This window comes from Paracoccus sanguinis, from assembly GCF_900106665.1.
GTDB classification, from domain to species: Bacteria; Pseudomonadota; Alphaproteobacteria; order Rhodobacterales; family Rhodobacteraceae; genus Paracoccus; species Paracoccus panacisoli.
Genome location: NZ_FNNA01000002.1, coordinates 482,633 through 501,258 on the forward strand (window position 1 = coordinate 482,633; position 18,626 = coordinate 501,258).

Annotated in this window: 14 protein-coding genes and 1 pseudogene; 9 read left to right on the forward strand and 6 right to left on the reverse strand. The window is 72.4% G+C overall.

Annotated elements, in window-relative coordinates; all coding sequences use genetic code 11:
• Positions 1-50: 50 nt before the first annotated feature.
• The gene (locus BLW17_RS08870) at positions 51-809 is read right to left on the reverse strand and encodes a tRNA1(Val) (adenine(37)-N6)-methyltransferase (protein WP_036735779.1); all 759 of its coding nucleotides are present in this window, start codon (positions 807-809) and stop codon (positions 51-53) included.
• Complete coding sequence (locus tag BLW17_RS08875) at positions 806-1,012, reverse strand: putative signal transducing protein (RefSeq protein WP_036711195.1); 207 nt, start codon at positions 1,010-1,012, stop codon at positions 806-808. The genes BLW17_RS08870 and BLW17_RS08875 overlap by 4 nt, the downstream gene beginning before the upstream one ends.
• A 74-nt stretch (positions 1,013-1,086) precedes the next feature.
• Here BLW17_RS08875 and BLW17_RS08880 point away from each other — a divergent pair, with 74 nt between their 5' ends.
• Positions 1,087-2,088, forward strand: coding sequence for a polyprenyl synthetase family protein (locus BLW17_RS08880; RefSeq protein ID WP_036735781.1), 1,002 nt, complete (start codon positions 1,087-1,089; stop codon positions 2,086-2,088).
• 158 nt (positions 2,089-2,246) lie between these two features.
• Here the strand turns inward: BLW17_RS08880 and BLW17_RS08885 are convergent, their stop codons facing one another.
• Positions 2,247-3,758 (reverse strand): ammonium transporter, encoded by a 1,512-nt coding sequence (locus BLW17_RS08885; RefSeq protein ID WP_081969225.1) that lies wholly within the window; start codon positions 3,756-3,758, stop codon positions 2,247-2,249.
• Positions 3,759-4,044: 286 nt separating this feature from the next.
• Here BLW17_RS08885 and BLW17_RS08890 point away from each other — a divergent pair.
• Positions 4,045-6,291: pseudogene (locus BLW17_RS08890) on the forward strand (transglycosylase domain-containing protein); the annotation flags it as partial.
• Positions 6,292-6,919: 628 nt separating this feature from the next.
• Here BLW17_RS08890 and BLW17_RS08895 read toward each other — a convergent pair.
• On the reverse strand, positions 6,920-7,528 hold the full coding sequence (locus BLW17_RS08895; RefSeq protein ID WP_036736926.1) for an MlaC/ttg2D family ABC transporter substrate-binding protein: 609 nt from the start codon (positions 7,526-7,528) through the stop codon (positions 6,920-6,922).
• Positions 7,518-8,300 carry an MlaA family lipoprotein gene (locus BLW17_RS08900; protein WP_036736924.1) on the reverse strand — a complete coding sequence of 261 codons (783 nt, stop codon included), beginning with the start codon at positions 8,298-8,300 and terminating at the stop codon, positions 7,518-7,520. The genes BLW17_RS08895 and BLW17_RS08900 overlap by 11 nt, the downstream gene beginning before the upstream one ends.
• A gap of 143 nt (positions 8,301-8,443) precedes the next feature.
• Here BLW17_RS08900 and BLW17_RS08905 point away from each other — a divergent pair, with 143 nt between their 5' ends.
• The 5 genes from BLW17_RS08905 to BLW17_RS08920 all read left to right on the forward strand — a co-directional run bounded on the left by BLW17_RS08905 (position 8,444) and on the right by BLW17_RS08920 (position 16,215).
• Positions 8,444-10,186 carry a type I secretion system permease/ATPase gene (locus BLW17_RS08905; protein ID WP_074826443.1) on the forward strand — a complete coding sequence of 581 codons (1,743 nt, stop codon included), beginning with the start codon at positions 8,444-8,446 and terminating at the stop codon, positions 10,184-10,186.
• Between the two features lie 497 nt (positions 10,187-10,683).
• A complete protein-coding gene (locus BLW17_RS08910) occupies positions 10,684-11,946 on the forward strand; it encodes an HlyD family type I secretion periplasmic adaptor subunit (RefSeq protein WP_052176685.1) in 1,263 nt (420 codons plus the stop codon).
• Positions 11,947-12,577: 631 nt separating this feature from the next.
• Positions 12,578-12,748: a hypothetical protein gene (locus BLW17_RS18320; protein ID WP_211656933.1), complete on the forward strand. Its 171-nt coding sequence runs from the start codon at positions 12,578-12,580 to the stop codon at positions 12,746-12,748.
• Positions 12,749-13,196: 448 nt separating this feature from the next.
• Positions 13,197-14,570 (forward strand): Trk system potassium transporter TrkA, encoded by a 1,374-nt coding sequence (gene trkA / locus BLW17_RS08915; RefSeq protein WP_036735855.1) that lies wholly within the window; start codon positions 13,197-13,199, stop codon positions 14,568-14,570.
• A gap of 13 nt (positions 14,571-14,583) precedes the next feature.
• On the forward strand, positions 14,584-16,215 hold the full coding sequence (locus BLW17_RS08920) for a potassium transporter TrkG (protein ID WP_036735857.1): 1,632 nt from the start codon (positions 14,584-14,586) through the stop codon (positions 16,213-16,215).
• Positions 16,216-16,224: 9 nt separating this feature from the next.
• On the opposite strand, the gene BLW17_RS08925 is transcribed toward BLW17_RS08920, so the two are convergent.
• On the reverse strand, positions 16,225-16,638 hold the full coding sequence (locus tag BLW17_RS08925; RefSeq protein WP_036711886.1) for a VOC family protein: 414 nt from the start codon (positions 16,636-16,638) through the stop codon (positions 16,225-16,227).
• A 189-nt stretch (positions 16,639-16,827) separates the two neighbouring features.
• Here BLW17_RS08925 and hfq point away from each other — a divergent pair, with 189 nt between their 5' ends.
• Together hfq and hflX are read left to right on the forward strand one after the other, a co-directional pair.
• Positions 16,828-17,061 (forward strand): RNA chaperone Hfq, encoded by a 234-nt coding sequence (gene hfq / locus BLW17_RS08930; RefSeq protein ID WP_020949330.1) that lies wholly within the window; start codon positions 16,828-16,830, stop codon positions 17,059-17,061.
• Complete coding sequence (gene hflX / locus BLW17_RS08935) at positions 17,062-18,474, forward strand: GTPase HflX (protein WP_081969228.1); 1,413 nt, start codon at positions 17,062-17,064, stop codon at positions 18,472-18,474.
• The last annotated feature ends 152 nt before the right edge of the window (positions 18,475-18,626 follow it).

The window sequence follows — 18,626 nt, forward strand, 5'->3', positions numbered from 1 at the left end:
GGTGGCGACTGGGTTCAGTCCAGCACATCGCGGACGGGCTGTCACCCGAATCACGACAGTTTTATGTCCAATGCGGCGGCGTGGCGCAGGACTGCCTGCGCGGCAGGCGTCAGGTCCTCGCGGTCGCCGGCGTGCGCGTCTGCCGCGTGCAGCACCAGCGGCGCGAGCAGCCGCAGGGGTGAGCGGCGGCCCTTGGCGGCCTGCACGATCACCCGGCCCGCCGCCCCCCCGGCCCGGGCCGCGACGGGCAGGATGCCGACGCCCCCGGCCCGGCCGCCCAGCGCGCCGAGGATGCGGTCCAGTGCCTCTGCCCGGTGGATCACCGTCAGCGTGCCGCCCTGCCCCAGCCGCCGCAGCCCCGCGTCGATCCAGACGTCGAGCGGCGTGTCCTCGTGGCGCGCGGCGGCGCGGGCCGGGTCCGGCGCTGCGGGGCCGGCGGCGAAGAACGGCGGGTTCATGATGACGTGGTCGAATCGCTCCTGCCTGAGCGCCTCGGGCATCGCCGCCACGTCGCCGCAGAGAATCCGCGCGTCCGTCCCGGTCGCCGCGGCGTTGTGGCGGGCCAGCGCCGCCATCTCAGCCTGCCGCTCGAGCCCGGTGAGGGCGAGCCCCCCCACCCGCGCGCCGAGGCAGAAGAGCGCCACGCCCGCCCCGCAACCGAGTTCCAGCACCCGCGCCCCCGGTGTCGCCGGGCAGGCCGCGGCCAGCAGCACCGCGTCCATCCCGGCGCGGTAGCCCCGCGCCGGCTGGCGCAGCACCAGCCGCCCGCCCAGAAAGGCGTCGTCGCGGGTTCCGGCAGGGTCGCTCATCCGATCCCGTGGTCGCGCAGGATCGCGCTCGCCATGAAATGGTCGCGGTCGGCCACCATCACCCGGCGCGGCAGGATGCCGATCGACCCCTCGAGCACGCTCATGTGGCGATCAAGCTCGAAGGCGGGGATTCCCTCGCCCTCGAGCAGGTCCAGCGCCCGGGCGATGGTCAGGGGATCGGTCGAGCGCAGCAGTTCCTTCATCGCCCCGGACGCTAGGCCACGGTTGCGAAACTGTCCATGCCGTGGCAAGGGCAGCGCACGGAAAGGATGCCGCCATGGGTGTGAACGAGAACGTCTCCAAGCCGCTGGACCGGCTGGCCGCGGTGCTGGCGCCGGACATGGCGGCGGTCAACACGCTGATCCGCACCCGGATGGAGAGCCGCCACGCCCCCCGCATCCCCGAGGTGACCGCCCATCTGGTCGAGGCCGGCGGCAAGCGGGTGCGCCCGCTGCTGACGCTCGCCGCGGCCCGGCTGCTGGGCTACGAGGGCAGCCATCACCACCTGCTCGCCGCCACGGTCGAGTTCATCCACACTGCGACGCTGCTGCATGACGACGTGGTGGACGAGAGCCGCCAGCGCCGCGGGCGGCCGACGGCGAACCTGCTGTGGGACAACAAGTCCTCGGTGCTGGTGGGCGATTACCTGTTTGCCCGCAGCTTCCAGCTGATGACCGAGACCGGCTCGATGCGGGTCATGGAAATCCTTTCCAATGCCGCCGCCACCATCGCCGAGGGCGAGGTGCTGCAACTGACCGCGGCACAGGATCTGGCGACGACCGAGGACATCTATCTGCAGGTCGTGCGCGGCAAGACCGCGGCGCTGTTCTCGGCCGCGACCGAGGTGGGCGGGGTGATCGCGGGCGGAACGCCGGCCCAGGTCGCGGCGCTCTATGACTACGGCGATGCGCTGGGGATCGCGTTCCAGATCGTCGACGACATCCTCGACTATTCCGGTGCGACCGAGACGATCGGCAAGAACACCGGCGATGATTTCCGCGAGCGCAAGCTGACGCTGCCGGTGATCAAGGCCGTCGCCCGCGCCGACGCGGACGAGCGCGCCTTCTGGGACCGCACCATCGCCCGTGGCGACCAGCAGGACGGCGATCTCGAGCAGGCGCTGGCGCTCCTCGCCCGCCACGGCGCCATCGAGGCGTCGCGCGCCGACGCGCTCGGCTGGGCGGCGCGGGCCCGCACGGCGCTCGAGGCGCTGCCCGAGGGCGAGCTGCGCGGCCTCCTTTCCGAGCTTGCGGATTTCGTGGTGGCGCGGGTCGCCTGACGCCGCACAGGGGGCGCTGCCCCCTCGGCCCGTGCGGGCCTCACCCCCGGGATATGTCCGGCAGGGAAGAAAAAGGGGGGCGCTGGACGCCCCCATTCCCTTTCTTTCTAGCCGAACTGCCCCGCAGGAGTGCGGGGGCGCGAGGCCCCCGCTAGCCGTCAGTTGTAGGCGTTCTCGCCGTGGGTGGTGAGGTCCAGCCCCTGCCGCTCGTCGGTTGGGCTGACGCGCAGGCCGACGGTGACGCGCACCAGGTGGATGGCCACGAACGACACGATCCCCGACCACAGCACGCAGATCACCACGCCGAGCGCCTGGGCATAGACCTGCGACCCCATCGAGAACTCGGCCACGGCGCCCGCGGCGTAGTCATAGACCCCCGTGCCCCCCAGCGAGGGCGCGGCGAACACGCCGGTGAGGATCGCGCCGACGATGCCGCCGACCCCGTGGATGCCGAACACGTCGAGGCTGTCGTCGATCCCGATCCGCGACTTGAGCGACACCACGACCCACATACAGATGAGCCCGGCAGCGAGCCCGATGGCGATCGCCCCCATCGGCCCGACGAACCCGGCCGCCGGGGTGACGCCCACGAGGCCCGCGACCGCGCCCGAGACCCCGCCCAGCAGCGAGGGGTGGCCGCGCATCGCCCACTCACCCGCCGCCCAGGCCAGTGCGGCGGCGGCGGTGGCCACGGCGGTGTTGATGATCGCCAGCGCCGTCAGCCCGTTCGCCTCGAGGTTCGAGCCGGCGTTGAAGCCGAACCAGCCGATCCACAGCAGGCAGCCGCCGACCATGGTGAGCGTCAGGTTGTGGGGCGCCATCAGCTCCTTGCGGTAGCCGATGCGGGGACCGGCGACCATCGCCGCGACGAGGCCCGCGACCCCGGCGTTGATGTGGATGACGGTGCCGCCGGCGAAGTCGAGCGCGCCGTGACCGAAGAGGAAGCCCGAGGGTGCGTCGAAGGCCGAGGGGCCACCCCACCACCAGACCATGTGGGCCATCGGCAGGTACGAGAACACGAACCAGATCACCACGAAGGCGAGAATGGCCACGAACTTCATCCGCTCGGCCGTGGCGCCGACGATCAGCGCGCCAGCGATGCAGGCGAAGGCCATCTGGAACACCACAAAGGCGAATTCGGGGATGAACACCCCGGCCGAGAAGGTCTCGGCCAGCGAGCTGGTGGTGATCCCGCCGAGGAACGCCTTGGACAGCCCGCCGATGAACGGCGTGGTCGCGGTAGCGTCGGCGGCCGTGCCTGCGCCGGTGAAGGCCAGCGAATAGCCGAACACCACCCACAGGATGGCGATGACCGCGAACACCGTCAGCACCTGCATCAGCACCGAGAGCACGTTCCGCGACCGCACCAGCCCGCCGTAGAAGAGCGCGAGCCCCGGCAGCGTCATCATCATCACGAGGATCGCCGAGATCATCACCCAGGCGGTGTCGCCCTTGTCGGCGACCGGGGCGGCGGCCTCGACCACCGGGGCCGCCGCGGGGACGGCATCGGCCGCGACCTGCGCCAGCGCCGGGCTTGCCGCGGCGAGCGCCAGCAGCGCGGCGGCGGGCACCAAAGTCGAGGCGGCGCGCCGGGGCCAGCCGGCACCGGGGCGGGCGCGGCCCCCCGGCCTCGCGTCGGGCAGAATGTCGTCGGGCAAGGGCTGGGTCATCGGTCTCGTCCTCATCTCTGTCGTCGCTGTCGCAGCGGCTCGCCGCGTTGCGGCATCGCCTTGCACCGACTGACGCCGCGCGCGGGCGATGGCGTCCAGCCGCAGCCCCGCCTGCCCCCGCGTCGCGCCGCGATCTGCCTAACGCGCAGGCAGGAAATCGCCGCCCTGCCTGATCCGGCGGCAGGTCACGAGTGGTTCAAAGGCCGAGCGATGTGTTCTCAACCCGGGCCCCGTGCTGTATGACGCAGCGGAGAAAAGGCCGCTCAACGGCCACGGGATACAGGCCATGCCACAGAACGACGGGCCCCGGCGCCCCCCCTCGGGCCGCGCCCCTACCGGCCGCCGCGTGGCCGCCGACAAGCGCTATGCCGACCCCGGCCCCGCGTCCGGCGGCGGTGGTGGTGGCGGCGGCGCCAGCCTGCCCCCGCAAGAGGCGCGGCGCCGCGCGGCCAGCCAACCGAAGCCGCCGCGGCGGCGTGGCAACGTCGTCACCCGCGGCGTGACCGGGGCCTTCTCGCTCTTCTGGCGGATCGTCTGGGGCTCGTTCTGGCGCACCGCCGCGACGCTGGTGCTGATCCTCGGCCTCGCCACCGCCTATTTCTACTCGACCCTGCCCGAGGCGCAGGCGCTCTTCGACGGGCGCGCGCGCGGCTCGGTCACCATGCTTGACCGCGACGGCCGGGTGTTCGCCTGGCGGGGCGAGACCTACAACACCGTCGGCGCCGACAAGATCGCCCCGATCCTGCGCGACGCGGTGGTGGCGACCGAGGACAAGCGCTTCTACGGCCACCTCGGCATCAGCCCGCGCGGCATCGCCAGCGCCATCAAGATCAACATGGCCGAGGGGCGCGGCCCGCTTGAGGGGAACGGCGGCTCGACCATCACCCAGCAGGTCAGCAAGCTGCTGTGCCTGGGCGAGGAGTTCGACCCGATCAAGTGGAAATCCGAGGCCGACTATGAGGCCGACTGCCGCAAATCCTCGCTCTGGCGCAAGGTGAAGGAGATCCCCTATTCGCTGGCGCTCGAGACGAAGTATTCCAAGGACGACATCCTCAACATCTACATGAACCGCAGCTACCTCGGCGCCGGCGCGCGCGGGTTCGAGGCGGCGGCGCAGCGCTATTTCGGCAAGTCCGCGTCCGAAGTGACCGCCCCCGAGGCGGCGATGCTGGCCGGGCTGCTCAAGGCGCCGAGCTATTTCTCGCCCACCTCGAACCTGCAGCGGGCGCAGGACCGCGCGAACCTGATCCTCGGGCTGATGCACGAGCAGGGGTATCTGGACGACGCGCAGTTCGCCGACGCCCGGGCCCATCCGGCGGTGCTGTCTAAGGCCGCGGCGGCGCGGGCGGGCGGGTATTTCGCAGACTGGGTGATGGAATCCGGCCCCGGCTTCCTGACCACCGAGACGACCGAGGACGTCACCATCAAGACGACCTTCGACCAGACGATGCAGCGTCAGGCCGAACGGGCGCTCGCCCGCATCTTCAACGAAAAGGTGGCCAAGGGCTCCAAGGCGCAGGCCGCGGTGGTGGTCATGTCGGCTGACGGCGCGGTGCGCGCGATGATCGGCGGGCGCGACCCCGCGGGGCTGGCCGGCAGCTTCAACCGCGCCACCCAGGCCAAGCGGCAGACCGGCTCGTCCTTCAAGCCCTTCGTGTTCGCGGCGGCGCTGGACCAGGGGTTCACCCCCAACGACCGGATCATGGACGCGCCGATCACCTTCCGCATCAAGGGCGCGAAACCGTGGTCGCCGAAGAACTATACCCGCAACTACCTGGGCGAGATCACGCTGACCACGGCGCTGTCGAAGTCGATCAACACCGCCACCATCCGCCTGCAGGAGGCGGTGGGCCGCGACAACGTGCGCCGCATCGCGCAGGATTTCGGCTTCGCCCATGACCTCGCCTCGGGCCCCTCGCTGGGCCTCGGCGTGTCCGAGACGACGCTGCTCGAGATGACCGGCGCCTATGCGGGCATCCGCAACGGCGGCACGGCGGTCCGGCCCTACGGGCTGGTCGAGCTGCGGATCAAGGGCGACGACAAGCCGCTGATCGGGCAGGTCGGCGGGATGGGCACACGGGTGATCTCGCCCAAGGCCGCGTCCGAGCTGATCTGGATGATGAAGCAGGTGATCGAGGCCGGCACCGGCACCCGCGCCCGGCTCGAGGGGCGCGAGGCGGCGGGCAAGACCGGCACGACCTCCTCCTACCGCGACGCGTGGTTCATCGGCTTCACCGAGCAGTATGTGACCGGCGTCTGGATGGGGTATGACGACAACACCCCGCTCAAGGACGTGACCGGCGGCGGCCTGCCCGCGCAGATCTGGCAGGCGGTGATGACCGAGATCCACCAGGGCCTGCCGGCGCTGCCGCTGGGGGTGATCGCCCCCGACGCGGCCGGGAACGCCATCGCGGCCAGCGACGTGGTGTCGGCCGACAGCGACGACCCGCTGGCCGCCGCGCTGGCCGAGGCGCTGGCCGCGGCCCAGCCGGTGCAGGGCGACATGGGCGGCGCGCCGGGCACCCCGGGCGCGACAGTCGGCTCGGGCGATCCCCTGGGCGATGCGCTGGCCGAGGCGCTCGGCACCGCAGGCTCGGCGCCCGCGCCGGAGGCGCCCGTCGCGGCAGAGGGCGCCGCGGCGCCCGCGACCGGCTCGGGCGATCCGCTGGGCGACGCGCTGGCCGAGGCGCTCGGCGCCGCAGGCGGGGCGCCCGCGCCCGCGCCCGAGGCCCCCGCGCCTTCGGGCCCGCCCCCCGCCCGCGAGGTTCCGGCCCCGGCCCCGGTCACGAGCGGCCCGATCCGCCCGCGCGCCGACGCCGGCGCCCCGCCCGCACGCAGCGCCGCCGCGCCGGACCCCGCCCCCGCTCCCGCTCGCGCGCCGCGCACCGCCGGGGCGACGGTCGGCACCGCCGAGACCCGCACCCCCGCCCAGAGCGCCGCGATCGAGGCCGCGCTGGCCGCAGCCCAGGGCGGCACGGCCCCGGCCCCTGCCCCGGCCGACCGCGGCGCCACCGCGCCCGCCACCGGCGGCGATGCGCTGGCCGAGGCGCTGAACGCCATCCCCGGCCTCAACTGACCCCGGCGTCACCTGACCGCCGCGCCCAAACGAAAAGGGCCCGCGAGTCCGGCGGGCCCTTTCTCGTGGCGCAGGTGGGATGCGGTCAGCCCGCCTGCTGCAGATCCGCGATCAGCCCGTTCAAATCGCCCTTGCGGCGGGCCAGCATCGCGCCGATCTCCTCGCGCTCGGACGCGAGCATGTTCACCCCCTCGATGATGAGGTTGAAGAACCGCGGCTGCCCGGTCTTGTCCGAGATGTGCCAGTCGACCTGCATCGGGCTGCGCCCGTTCAGATAGGCGGTCGAGCTGACCGACCAGAACGACTTGACCGGCTTGGCGCCTCCGACCTCGATCTTCGAGCCGATGAACTCGCGGAACCGCTTGCCGTACTTGCGCGCGATATAGCCGGTCATCGCCTGCTTGAAGCGCCCGAAGGTGGCCGGGTCGAGCCCGCGCGCCGCCGGTCCCAGCGCCGAGCGGGCGATGGCGTCCACGTCGGCGTGGCGGGTGAACACGCCCTCGAAGCGGCGGTACATCTCGGCCGGCGGGCTGCCGGCGTTGATGATGGCGAAGACCTCGTCCACGGCGCGCTGGATGGCGGCGGTGGCGCTGGCGGCAGACAACGCGGCCCAGGCCGGCATGGCGGGCAAGCCCACGGCCAGCGCCCCGGTGGCCATCAGGCCCAGGAACCCGCGGCGGGTCTCAATCGGCATATGGGTCAATGACGTCCTCTTCCTGCTTGAGCTCGAAACGGCGGTGCTGGCTGTAGAGCAGCCGGGCCTGCGCGTAGCTGTCGGCACTGTCGTGCAGAACCGAGTCCACGGTCGAGCCGAAACGCGCCCGCTCACCGGCTTTTGAGACGATGCGCGCCACCGTGCCCGCCGCCTTCTGCTCGGACGTCAGCACGCTGTCGAGCGGGTCGATCAGCACGAAATCGACGATCTTCCCGGCGAAATCGCGCTCGGTCGAGGGGCCGAGGACCGGCAGCTCGAGATAGGCGCCCGCGGGCACCCCCCAGACGTGCAGCGTCTCGCCGAAGTCGGTGTCGATCTCTTGCAGCGCGAACTCGCGCCCCGCGGGATCGAAGACTCCGGCCAGCCCGAGGGTCGAGTTGACGAGGAACCGCGCCGCGTTCTGCGCCGCCGGCTGGGGGCGGCCCTGCAGCAGGCTGTTGACCACCTTGCCCGGCAGCGAGAGGTTCGACCCGAAGTTGCCGACCATCTCGACCGGGCCCGGCCCCGGCTCCCACGGGTGGGGATTGGGGGCGGCGGACGCCGTGACCGCCTCGCCGTCGCCGCGGCGCACCGCGCGGCTGATCGGGCGCAGCACGGTGGCGTCCAGGGACTTGTTGAAGGCGTGGACCTGCCGGTTCATCGGCTCGTAGGGGTCGGCGATCTGCCCCTCGGGCGCCGAGGCGCAGCCTGCGAGAAGCGCGAGTGCCGCAGCGGCAAGCGCCCCGCGCGGGCGAATGGAAATCGCGGCCATGAACCTCTCCTTAACCCGTCCGTGCGATGAAGCCGACGTCGGGCCTGTTTACGCCATTGCGGCTGGGATAGTGACGGAAGCGGACCGCGGCAACCGGCCAGGCAACTGGACGATGACACGAGCCTGCGACGGGATAGGGGACGATGGCAGCGCCACCCGGACGGCATGACGGATTCGCCGAACTCAGGGCCGCCCGTGGGGGCAGCCTGGGGCTGGTCGCGGCCGTCGCGGTGTTCTCGGTCGCGGTGAACCTGCTGAACCTGACCGGGCCGCTCTTCATGATGCAGGTCTATGACCGGGTGCTGGGCAGTCGCTCGGTCCCGACGCTCGCGGCGCTGTTCGCGCTGGTGGCGTTTCTCTTTGCCATGATGGGGCTGATCGACTTTGCCCGCACCCGGGTGATGGCCCGCGTGGCGATGCGCTTTCAGGACCGGATGGAACAGCGGGTGTTCCAGGCCGCCCTCGCCGAGGGCGCGGCAACCGGCCAGACCCATGCCGCGCAAGGCGGGCTGCGCGATCTCGAGGCGGTGCGCCAGCTCATCGGCTCGCCGGTGCTGATGGCGCTGTTCGACCTGCCCTGGGCGCCGGTGTTCCTCGCCGGGCTTTATCTCTTTCATCCGGTGCTGGGTGTGGTGGCCACCATCGGCGGGCTGATTCTCGTCATCACCACCTGGCTCAACCAGTCGCTGACGCGCCGGCCGCTGCAGCAGGCGGTGCTGTCCGGCCAGACCGCCGACCGCGCCGCCGACCTCTACCGCGACGAGGGCGAGTTGATCGGCGCGCTCGGGATGCGGCAGGCGACCTTCCTGCGCTGGCGCGGGGCGCGCGAGCGCATGGCGCAGGCGACGATGACCGGCGCCGACCGCGGCTCGTTCTTCGCGGTGTTCTCGCGCACCTTCCGGCTGTTCCTGCAGTCGGCGCTGCTGGCCGCCGGGGCGTGGCTGGTGCTGCGGCAGGAGGTGACGCCGGGCGCGATGATCGCCAGCTCGATCCTGATGGGCCGGGCGCTGGCGCCGATCGAGCAGATCGTCGGCGGCTGGCAGGTGATCCAGCGCGCCCAGGACGGGTGGGCGCGGATGGGCAACCTGCTGAGCCGCCGCCCCCCGCAGCCGCCGCGCACACCCCTGCCCCGCCCGGCCGCGCGGCTCGAGGTGTCGAACCTGACCGTGGTGCCGCCCGGCCAGTCGGTGCCGACGCTGCGCGGGGTCAGCTTCTCGCTCGGCCCCGGGCAGGCGCTCGGGGTGATCGGCCCGTCCGGGGCGGGCAAGTCCACGCTGGCGCGGGCGCTGATCGGCGCCTGGCCGGCGGCGGGCGGGGCGATCCGCCTCGATGGCGCGACGCTCGAGCAGTATGACCCGGACGTGCTCGGGGGGCTGATCGGCTATCTGCCCCAGCAGGTGACGCTGTTCGACGGCACCATCGCCGAGAACATCGCCCGGCTCTCGCCCTCGCCCGACCCTGATGCCGTGGTCCGCGCGGCGACCGCGGCGGCGGCGCACCGGATGATTCTCGACCTGCCGCAGGGATACGACACGCCGATCGCGCAGGCCGGCGCGCGGCTCTCGGGCGGGCAGATCCAGCGCGTCGGGCTGGCCCGCGCGCTCTATCTCGACCCGGTGCTGTTCGTCCTCGACGAGCCGAATTCGAACCTCGACAATGAGGGGTCCGAGGCGCTGAACCTCGCGATCCGGGCCATCAAGGCGCGGGGCGGCGCGGTGATCATCATGGCCCACCGCCCGGCCGCCATCGCCGAGTGCGAGCTGCTCTTGGTGATGAGCCAGGGCACCCGCCAGGCCTTCGGGCCCCGCGACGAGGTGCTGCGCTCGACCGTCCGCAACGCCGAGACGATCAACCGCGCCAAGGGTGCGGGCGGAGGCGTGACATGACCGCAAGCCCCCCCGGACACCGCGCCGAGTCGGTGCCTTCCGGTCAGACGGACGAGGCCGTGTTGGCTGCTGGTGAGGCGTCTGCCGCCGCTGGTGCTGATTCGACGGTGGGTGGCCCGGACACGGTGTCCCCGACGCCCGGCCAAGCCGTTTCCAGCACGAACCGCCTCGGCACGTCCTCTGGTGGCACCCCGCCCCACCCGGCCGCCCTTGCACCGCCACGCGCACCCACGACCGCCTCGCCCCCCGGCCCCGACACCCCGGCCCCCACGCGCAGCGCCGCGCCCGCGCCCGCGCGCGCGGCCCAGGAGCCCACGCCGCAACCGGGCGCGGCCAACCCGCTCGGCACCGCGGCGGTGGCCTCGCTCTCGGACACCGGCGGCAGCCCGCCCCGGCCTCCACGCCGCACCGGCCGCGGCGGCCCGCCGGCCACCGGGGCGCCGCTCACTCCGCCGCCCACGCCACCCGCCGCCCGCTGGTCGGCGCGCGGGGCGGTCCTGCTCGGGGTCTTCGGGCTGCTGCTGCTCATCGGCGGGTTCGGCGGCTGGGCCGTCTTCTCGCGCATCGCCGGGGCCGTCGTCGCCCCCGGCCAGGTCGAGGTCGAGCAGCACCGCCAGGTCGTCCAGCACCCCGAGGGCGGGGTGGTCGAGCAGATCGCCGTGCGCGAGGGCCAGACCGTCGCCGCGGGCGACCTGCTGATCCGCCTCGACGGGACGCTGCTCAGGACCGAGCTCGCCATCGTCGAAGGGCAGTACTTCGAGGTGCTGGCCCGGCGCGGCCGGCTCGAGGCCGAGCGCGTGGACCAGCCCGAGATCACCTTTCCGACCGAGCTGACCGAGCTGGCACCCTCGCGTCCCGACCTTCAGGCGATGATCGACGGGCAGACGAGCCTCTTCCGCTCGCGCCTCGACACGCTCCACCAGTCCACCGAGCAGCTCGACGCCCAGGCCGAGCAGGTCGGCCAGCAGATCGAGGGGATCGACGCGCAGACTGTCGCGCTCGACCAGCAGCGGGTGCTGATCGGGCGCGAGCTGAAGGATGCGCAGAGCCTGCTCGACAAGGGCCTCGCGCAGGCCCCGCGGGTGCTGGCGCTGGAACGCGAGGCGGCGCGGCTCGACGGGCAGCTGGGCGAGCTCAAGGCGGGCCGCGCGCAGGGGCAGACCCAGATCACCGAGATCGGGATCAGCAAGCTGCGCCTCGCCGCGACTCGGCGCGAGCAGGCCGAGACCGAGCTGCGCGACCTCGGCTACCGCGAGCTCGAGCTGGCCGAGCGCCGCCGCGGCCTGACCGAGCAGATCGCCCGGCTCGACATCCGCGCCCCCGTCTCGGGGATCATCCACCAGCTGCAGGTCACGACGCCGCGCTCGGTGATCCGCCCGGCCGAGCCGGTGATGTACCTGATCCCGCAGGACCGCCCGCTGGTCATCGCCGCCCGCATCGCCCCGATCAACGTGGACGAGGTGCACGTCGGGCAGCAGGTCGTGCTGCGGTTCTCGGCCTTCTCGAGCCGCACCACGCCCGAGATCGACGGCACGCTGGCCCGCGTCTCGGCCGACGCGGTGGTGGACGAGGCCTCGCGGATGCAGTTCTACCGCGCCGAGGTCACGCTGCCGCAATCCGAGCGCGACAAGCTGGGCGACTTGGCGCTGATCCCGGGGATGCCGGTCGAGGTTTACATCCAGACCGGCGAGCGCAGCCCGCTCGCCTATCTGGTCAAGCCGCTGAGCGACTATTTCGTACGGGCGTTCCGCGAGCAGTAGGGCGGGGGAAGCAGGCGGGCGGGCGGTAGTCCGTGGGGGGCAGGTCGGCGATGCTTCCGGGGCAGACGTTCTTCACCACGACAGCCGGGGCCGCGAGCAGTAGCGCGGAGAAATCGGACGGTCGGGGACGTTGCATCGGTCGGATTTGCGGGCCTTCGGGTTTAGAAGTTATTCACCAAGGCGCCCGGTCGTTCCGCGAGCAGTAGGGGGACGCAGGCAGTCCGCGGTTTGCTGGATCGGTCGAGGCGCCGATGCTTTTGTTTTGGGAGTTCTTCACTACGCACCCTGGGGGCTTTCCGCGAACAGTAACGGGGCAGTCCGCGGTAACGGGGCAATCTGGCGGCCGCCGCACGCTGGATCGGCAGGGTTGGCGGACCTCCTTGATCAAAGTTCTCACTTCGTCACCCCGGGTGTTCCGGGAGCGATTGCGGGTAGCAAAATCGGTCGGCCAAGGCATCCGCGCAGCATGGGCTAGGTCTGGCCCGTAGGCCGGTTCGCTGCCGCCGCTCCCCGAAGGGGTCGCAGCCCAGTGCCGCGCCGACGGGCGGCTGGCCCTCAGCTCCACGCTCGAGCAGGTACCGGCCGAGCGGATCTTTGATCCGCTGCGCGGGCGCCGCCGCACGAGGGGGTCGTGGCCGAGCGCCGCACCCGCGGGCGGCTGGCGCTGAGCTATGCGCCCGAGCGGGTGTCGACCGAGCGGATCGTCGATGCCGCTGACCGCGGGCAGGGTGCCGAAAGCGGACCGCTCAACCGAACAGCCGGGCCTGCAGGACGTGTTCTGGTCGTGACCGGCGGTTGCTAGAGCCAACGCTTCCACCGCGCCAGCGGATGGATCAGCAGCGCCGAAAGCACCACCGCCGCCAGCGCCATCGGGTCGCCGTAACGCCTGTGAAGTTCCGGCATCACGTCCGAAGCTCATCCCGTTGAGCACCCGCGATGAACGCGCTGCGGCTCACTCCCAGCTCGGCTGCCCCTGACCTCGGAGCCGCGTCACCTGTGCAAGTTTTCCTCGCGGCGCCGCGACAGGAGACGGAGCCAATCAGCCCGACGCCGCCGGACACGCCCGTCGCCCATCCCACCGTAGGACGCGCACCGCCACCCGCGGACCCACCCCCGCCCGACCCCGCCCCCCTCCACCACCCCCGCCCCGCGGACCAACCAGCCCCTCCCACCCCCCGCAAACGCCCCACCCCATTGCCCCCTCGCCCCTGAGCGCCTATCCCCAAGCCAGCATCGCGGCGAGGGGCGGCATGAGGATCATCATCTGCGGCGCGGGACAGGTCGGCTGGCAGATCGCCCGGCAGCTCTCGGGCGAGCGCCACGACATCGTGCTCATCGACCACGACCACCGCCTGATCCAGCAGGCCAACGACGCGCTCGACGTGCAGGGGGTCGTGGGCCACGCCAGCCACCCCGAGGTGCTCGACAGCGCAGGCGCGGGCGACGCCGACCTGCTGATCGCCGCGACCGCCTCGGACGAGGTCAACATCGTCGCCTGCGAGGTCGCCCACGCGCTCTTCACCGTGCCGCGCCGGATCGCGCGGATCCGCGGCCGCGGCTATCTCAAGCCCGAATACGCCGACCTCTACCAGGCCGACAGCCTGTCCATCGACGTGGTCATCAGCCCCGAGCGCGAGGTCGCGCAGGCGGCGCTGGCGCGGCTCGACGCGCCCAGCACCTTCGACACCGAGACCTTCATGGACGGCAAGGTGCGGATGGTGGCGCTGTCGCTCGACAACGAATGCCAGATCCTGCACGCGCCGCTGCGCCAGCTCGACCAGACCTTCTTCGGCCTGCGCGCCATCGTCGTCGGCATCCGTCGGGGCGAGCGGTTCTTCGCCCCCGAGCCCGGCGACCAGCTGCACGCCGGCGACAAGGCCTATGTGGTGGCGCCCGAGGCCGACATCGCCCGCACGCTCGACATCTTCGGGATGCCGACCGAGCGGATCGGCCGGGTGGTGCTGATCGGCGGCGGCAACATCGGGCTGGCCGTGGCGCAGACGCTCGACACCCGGGCGGGGATGAACGTCAAGCTGATCGAGCGCAACCGCGACCGCGCCGAGGCCGCGGCCGAGGGGCTCAAGCGCACCATCGTCCTGCACGGCGACGGCATGGCCCCCGAGGTCATGGCCGAGGCGGGCGTGCGCCAGGCCGACGCGGTGGTGACGCTGACCGAGGACGACCGCACCAACATCCTCGCCGCCGTGCGGGCGCGGCAGGCGGGGGCGCGGATGGTGATCGCGCTGATCAACGACCCGACGCTGCTGCCGCTGGCCGCGAGCCTCGGGATCGACGCCCAGATCAGCCCGCGCGCGGTCACCGTCAGTTCGATCCTGCGCCACATCCGCCGCGGCCTCGTGCGCGACGTCTATGCGATGGGCGACGCCGAGGCCGAGCTGATCGAGGCGCAGGTGCTGCCCGGCTCGCCGTTGGCCGGGGCTGTGCTGCGCGACCTCGATCTGCCGCGCGGGGCGCTGGTGGCGGCGGTGGAGAAGCAGGGCGAGGTCATCAAGCCGCGCCCCGACACGCGGCTCGAGGCCGGCGACCTGGTGCTGATCTTCGCGCTCTCGGGCGACATCGCCGAGGTCGAGCAGCTGCTGCAGATCTCGGCCGACTGGTTCTGAGGGGGCGGCGCGGGTGGATTGCCTCGGACGGCTGCCGGTTCTGGTGATCGCCGCGCTGGTGCTGGCGCTGGCGATGCTGATCCCCGCCGCCCACGCCGCAGCGACCGGCGCCCCCGACATCGCCGCGATCTTCGCGAGCAGCGCCGCGGGGCTGCTGGTCCTCGGCGTGATCGCCGGGCTCGCCACGGCGAGCGCCCCGGCCACCGCACCGGCGCCGCAGGTGCTGGCGACGCTTCTGGGCGTCTTCGCCGGGCTGCCGCTGCTGGCCGCCGTACCCTTCGCCGCGGTAATCCCCGACACCGGCCTCTTCAACGCCTGGTGGGAGATGCTGTCCTGCCTCACCACCACCGGCGCCTCGCTCTACGTCGCCGAGAAGCTGCCGCCGACGCTGCATCTTTGGCGGGCGACGCTGGGGTGGCTGGGGGGCATGTTCATCCTCGTCGCGGCCATCGCCATGATGGCGCCGCTGCGGCTGGGCGGGTTCGAGGTGATGGACCGCTCGGCCGGGGCCGACGACCGCTTCGGCCGGATCGAGGGGCCGACCCGCTCGCAGTTGCGGCCGGGGCGCGACTATGCCGCCCACCTCGCCGACCCGGCGCTGCGGATGATCCGCTGGGGGCAGTCGATCGTGCCGATGTACGCGGGCGCCACGGGGCTTCTGTGGCTCTTGCTGATGATGACCGGCGCGGGCAGCCTCGATTCGCTGATCCGGGCGATGGGCACGCTCTCGACCAGCGGGGTCGGGCTGACCGGCCAGCCGGTGGGCGCCAGCGGCGGGGTCGCGGCCGAGGCCCTCATCGCGGCCTTCATGCTGACCGCGCTGACCCGCCGCGGCTGGCCGGGGGGAGGCGAGCTGAAGGCCAGCCGCCGGCTGCGCAACGACCCCGAGTTGCGAATGGCCGCGGGGCTGGTGCTGCTGGTCACGCTGGTGCTGTTCCTGCGCCCCTTCATCGGCGCCTTCGACGACGGCGTGCAGCCGGTCTCGACGCCCGAGCCTGCCGCCGACAGCCTCGCCGGCGGGCTCGCCCGGGCGGCGGCGGCGGCCTGGGGGGCGGGGTTCACGGCGCTGTCCTTCCTGACCACCACCGGCTGGACCTCGGTTCACTGGGACGGGGCGCGCGCCTGGGCGGGGCTTTCGGCGCCGGGGCTGATGCTCGCGGGCCTCGCCATCATGGGCGGCGGCGTCGCCACCACGGCGGGCGGCGTGAAGCTGCTGCGGGTCTTTGCGCTCGGGCTGCACGCGCGGCGCGAGCTGGACAAGATCGTCCACCCCGCCTCGGTCGCGGGCGGCGGGCCGATCACGCGGCGGCTGCGGGGCAGCGGCGCCTATCTGGCCTTCGTCTTCTTCATGGTCTTCGCGCTCTCGATCGTGGTGACCATCGCGCTCGTCTCGCTCAGGCCGGTGGCGTTCGAGACGGCGACGATCCTCAGCGTCGCGGCGCTGACCAACACCGGGCAACTCGCCGAGGCGATCCCGCTGATCCCGGTGTTCGAGGGCAGCGCCGGCATCGCCGGCAGCCCGTGGGCCGGCTGGGCGGGGCTGTCCACCGTCAACAAGGCGATCCTCGCCGCGGCGATGGTCGCCGGTCGGCTCGAGATGCTGGCGATCCTTGCGCTGCTCTCGCCCGGGGCGTGGCGGCGTTAGGGCGCGGCGCTAGCGGGCGAAGATCCCGGCGGTGTCGGCGAAGCCCTTGACCTCGATCGGGTTGCCCGACGGGTCGCGGAAGAACATCGTCCCCTGCTCGCCCGGCTCGCCTTGGAAGCGGATGTGGGGCTCAAGCTCAAAGCGCACGCCCGCCGCGGTCAGGCGGTCGGCGAGGGTGCGCCAGTCCTCGATCCCCAGCACCACGCCCAGGTGCGGCATCGGCACCATGTGGTCGCCGACCTTGCCGGTGTTCGTGGTGGCGAAGGGCTGCCCCCGGTGCAGGCTGATCTGGTGGCCGAAGAAGTCGAAATCGACCCAGGTGTCGGTCGAGCGTCCCTCGGCGCAGCCCAGCACCCCGCCATAGAACGCCCGCGCCGCGTCGAGATCGGTGACGTGATAGGCGAGGTGAAAGACGGACTGCATCGACGGGCGCTCCTCAACGCGGGGATCAGGCGCAGGGAGCATAGCGTGCCGTTGCGAAAGGGAAACACCCTGCCCGGGCATCCCGTGCCGCCCGCACGGGTCGGCTTGTCACATTTGGGACGCTCGCCTAGATGTGAACTGTCTGCCCGACGTATTGATCCTGCCCAATAACAAGAAAAGGTGTCCCGCATGGCCGGCGACAAGCAGAACCTTCAGGATGCGTTTCTGAACCACGTCCGTAAGGCCAAGGTTCCGGTGACGATCTTCCTCATCAACGGCGTCAAATTGCAGGGCGTCATCACTTGGTTCGACAATTTCTGCGTGCTGCTGCGCCGCGACGGCCAGTCGCAGCTCGTCTACAAGCACGCGATCTCGACCATCATGCCGGGCCAGCCGATCAGCCTGTACGAAGGCGAGGACTGAGTGGCCGAGCCGCACTCGACCGCCACCCGCCCGACCCGCGCCTACGTCATCCACCCCGACCTCGGCGACCGCCGGGGGCAGCGCCGCTCGCCCGAGCTGGCGCTTGAGGAGGCGGTGGCGCTGGCCCGCGCCCTGCCCGCCATCGAGGTGGTGGGGGCGAGCGTCGTGCGGCTGCGCAACCCGGCGCCGGGGATGCTGTTCTCGTCCGGCAAGCTCGACGAGGTGGGGGCCGAGATCGCCGCCGCCGCCGACGGCGAGGGGGCCGAGCTGGTGCTGATCGACGGGCCGGTGACGCCCGTGCAGCAGCGCAACCTGGAAAAGCACTGGGACGTCAAGATCCTCGACCGCACCGGGCTGATCCTCGAAATCTTCGCCGACCGCGCCCGCACGCGCGAGGGCGTGCTGCAGGTGGAACTGGCCGCGCTCAGCTATCAGCGCACCCGGCTGGTCCGCGCCTGGACCCACCTCGAACGCCAGCGCGGCGGCTTCGGCTTCGTCGGCGGCCCCGGCGAGACGCAGATCGAGGCCGACCGGCGCGCCATCGACGACCAGATGATCCGCCTGCGCCGGCAGCTTGAGCGCGTGGTCCGCACCCGCACGCTGCACCGCGCGGCGCGTGCCAAGGTGCCCTATCCGATCGTCGCGCTGGTGGGTTACACCAACGCCGGGAAATCGACGCTATTCAACCGCCTGACCGGGGCCGAGGTGGTGGCCAAGGACATGCTCTTCGCCACGCTCGACCCGACCATGCGGGCGGTGAACCTCCCCGGCGCGGACGGCGAGGCCAAGGGGCGGCGGGTGATCCTGTCGGACACCGTGGGCTTCATCTCGGACCTGCCGCACGAGCTGGTCGCGGCCTTCCGCGCCACGCTGGAAGAGGTGCTCGAGGCCGACCTGATCCTGCACGTCCGCGACATCTCGCACCCCGAGACCGAGGAACAGGCGGCCGATGTCGGCGACATCCTCGACGGGCTGGGGGTGGATGAGGACGTGGCGCTGATCGAGGTCTGGAACAAGATCGACGCGCTCTCGCCCGAGACGCGCGCCGCGCTGCGCCGCACCGACGCGCGGCGCGAGGGGGTGCAGGCGGTCAGCGCCCTGTCGGGCGAGGGGATCGAGGACCTCGTCGCCGCCATCGACACGGCGCTGGCCGGGGGGCTGGACGAGCCGCGGGTCGCGGCCGAGGTCACGGTCCCGTTCGAGGACGGCCGCCGCCGCGCCTGGCTGCACGCCGCGGGCGTGGTCGAGGGCGAGACGGCGGGCGAGGACGGCCACCTTATCCGCGTCCTCTGGACCGACCGCCAGCGCATCGCCTTTGCGGCGCTGGACGGCGCGCCCCCCGAGGACGCGCCCGAGGACGACGACACCGTCGAGCGCACCCCGGGCGGCTGGGACCCGCTGGCCCGCGACTGACGCTGACCCTACGGTCGGACCGGGGGCCAGCCCCCGGACCCCCGGGATATTTGGACAAGAAAGAAAGGGCGTGCGCCCCGCTGCTTCTTTCTGGCCCGAACACCCTCGCCGAAGGCGTCCGGGCTCGCCCCCGCGCAAGGGGGGGGCGCGGG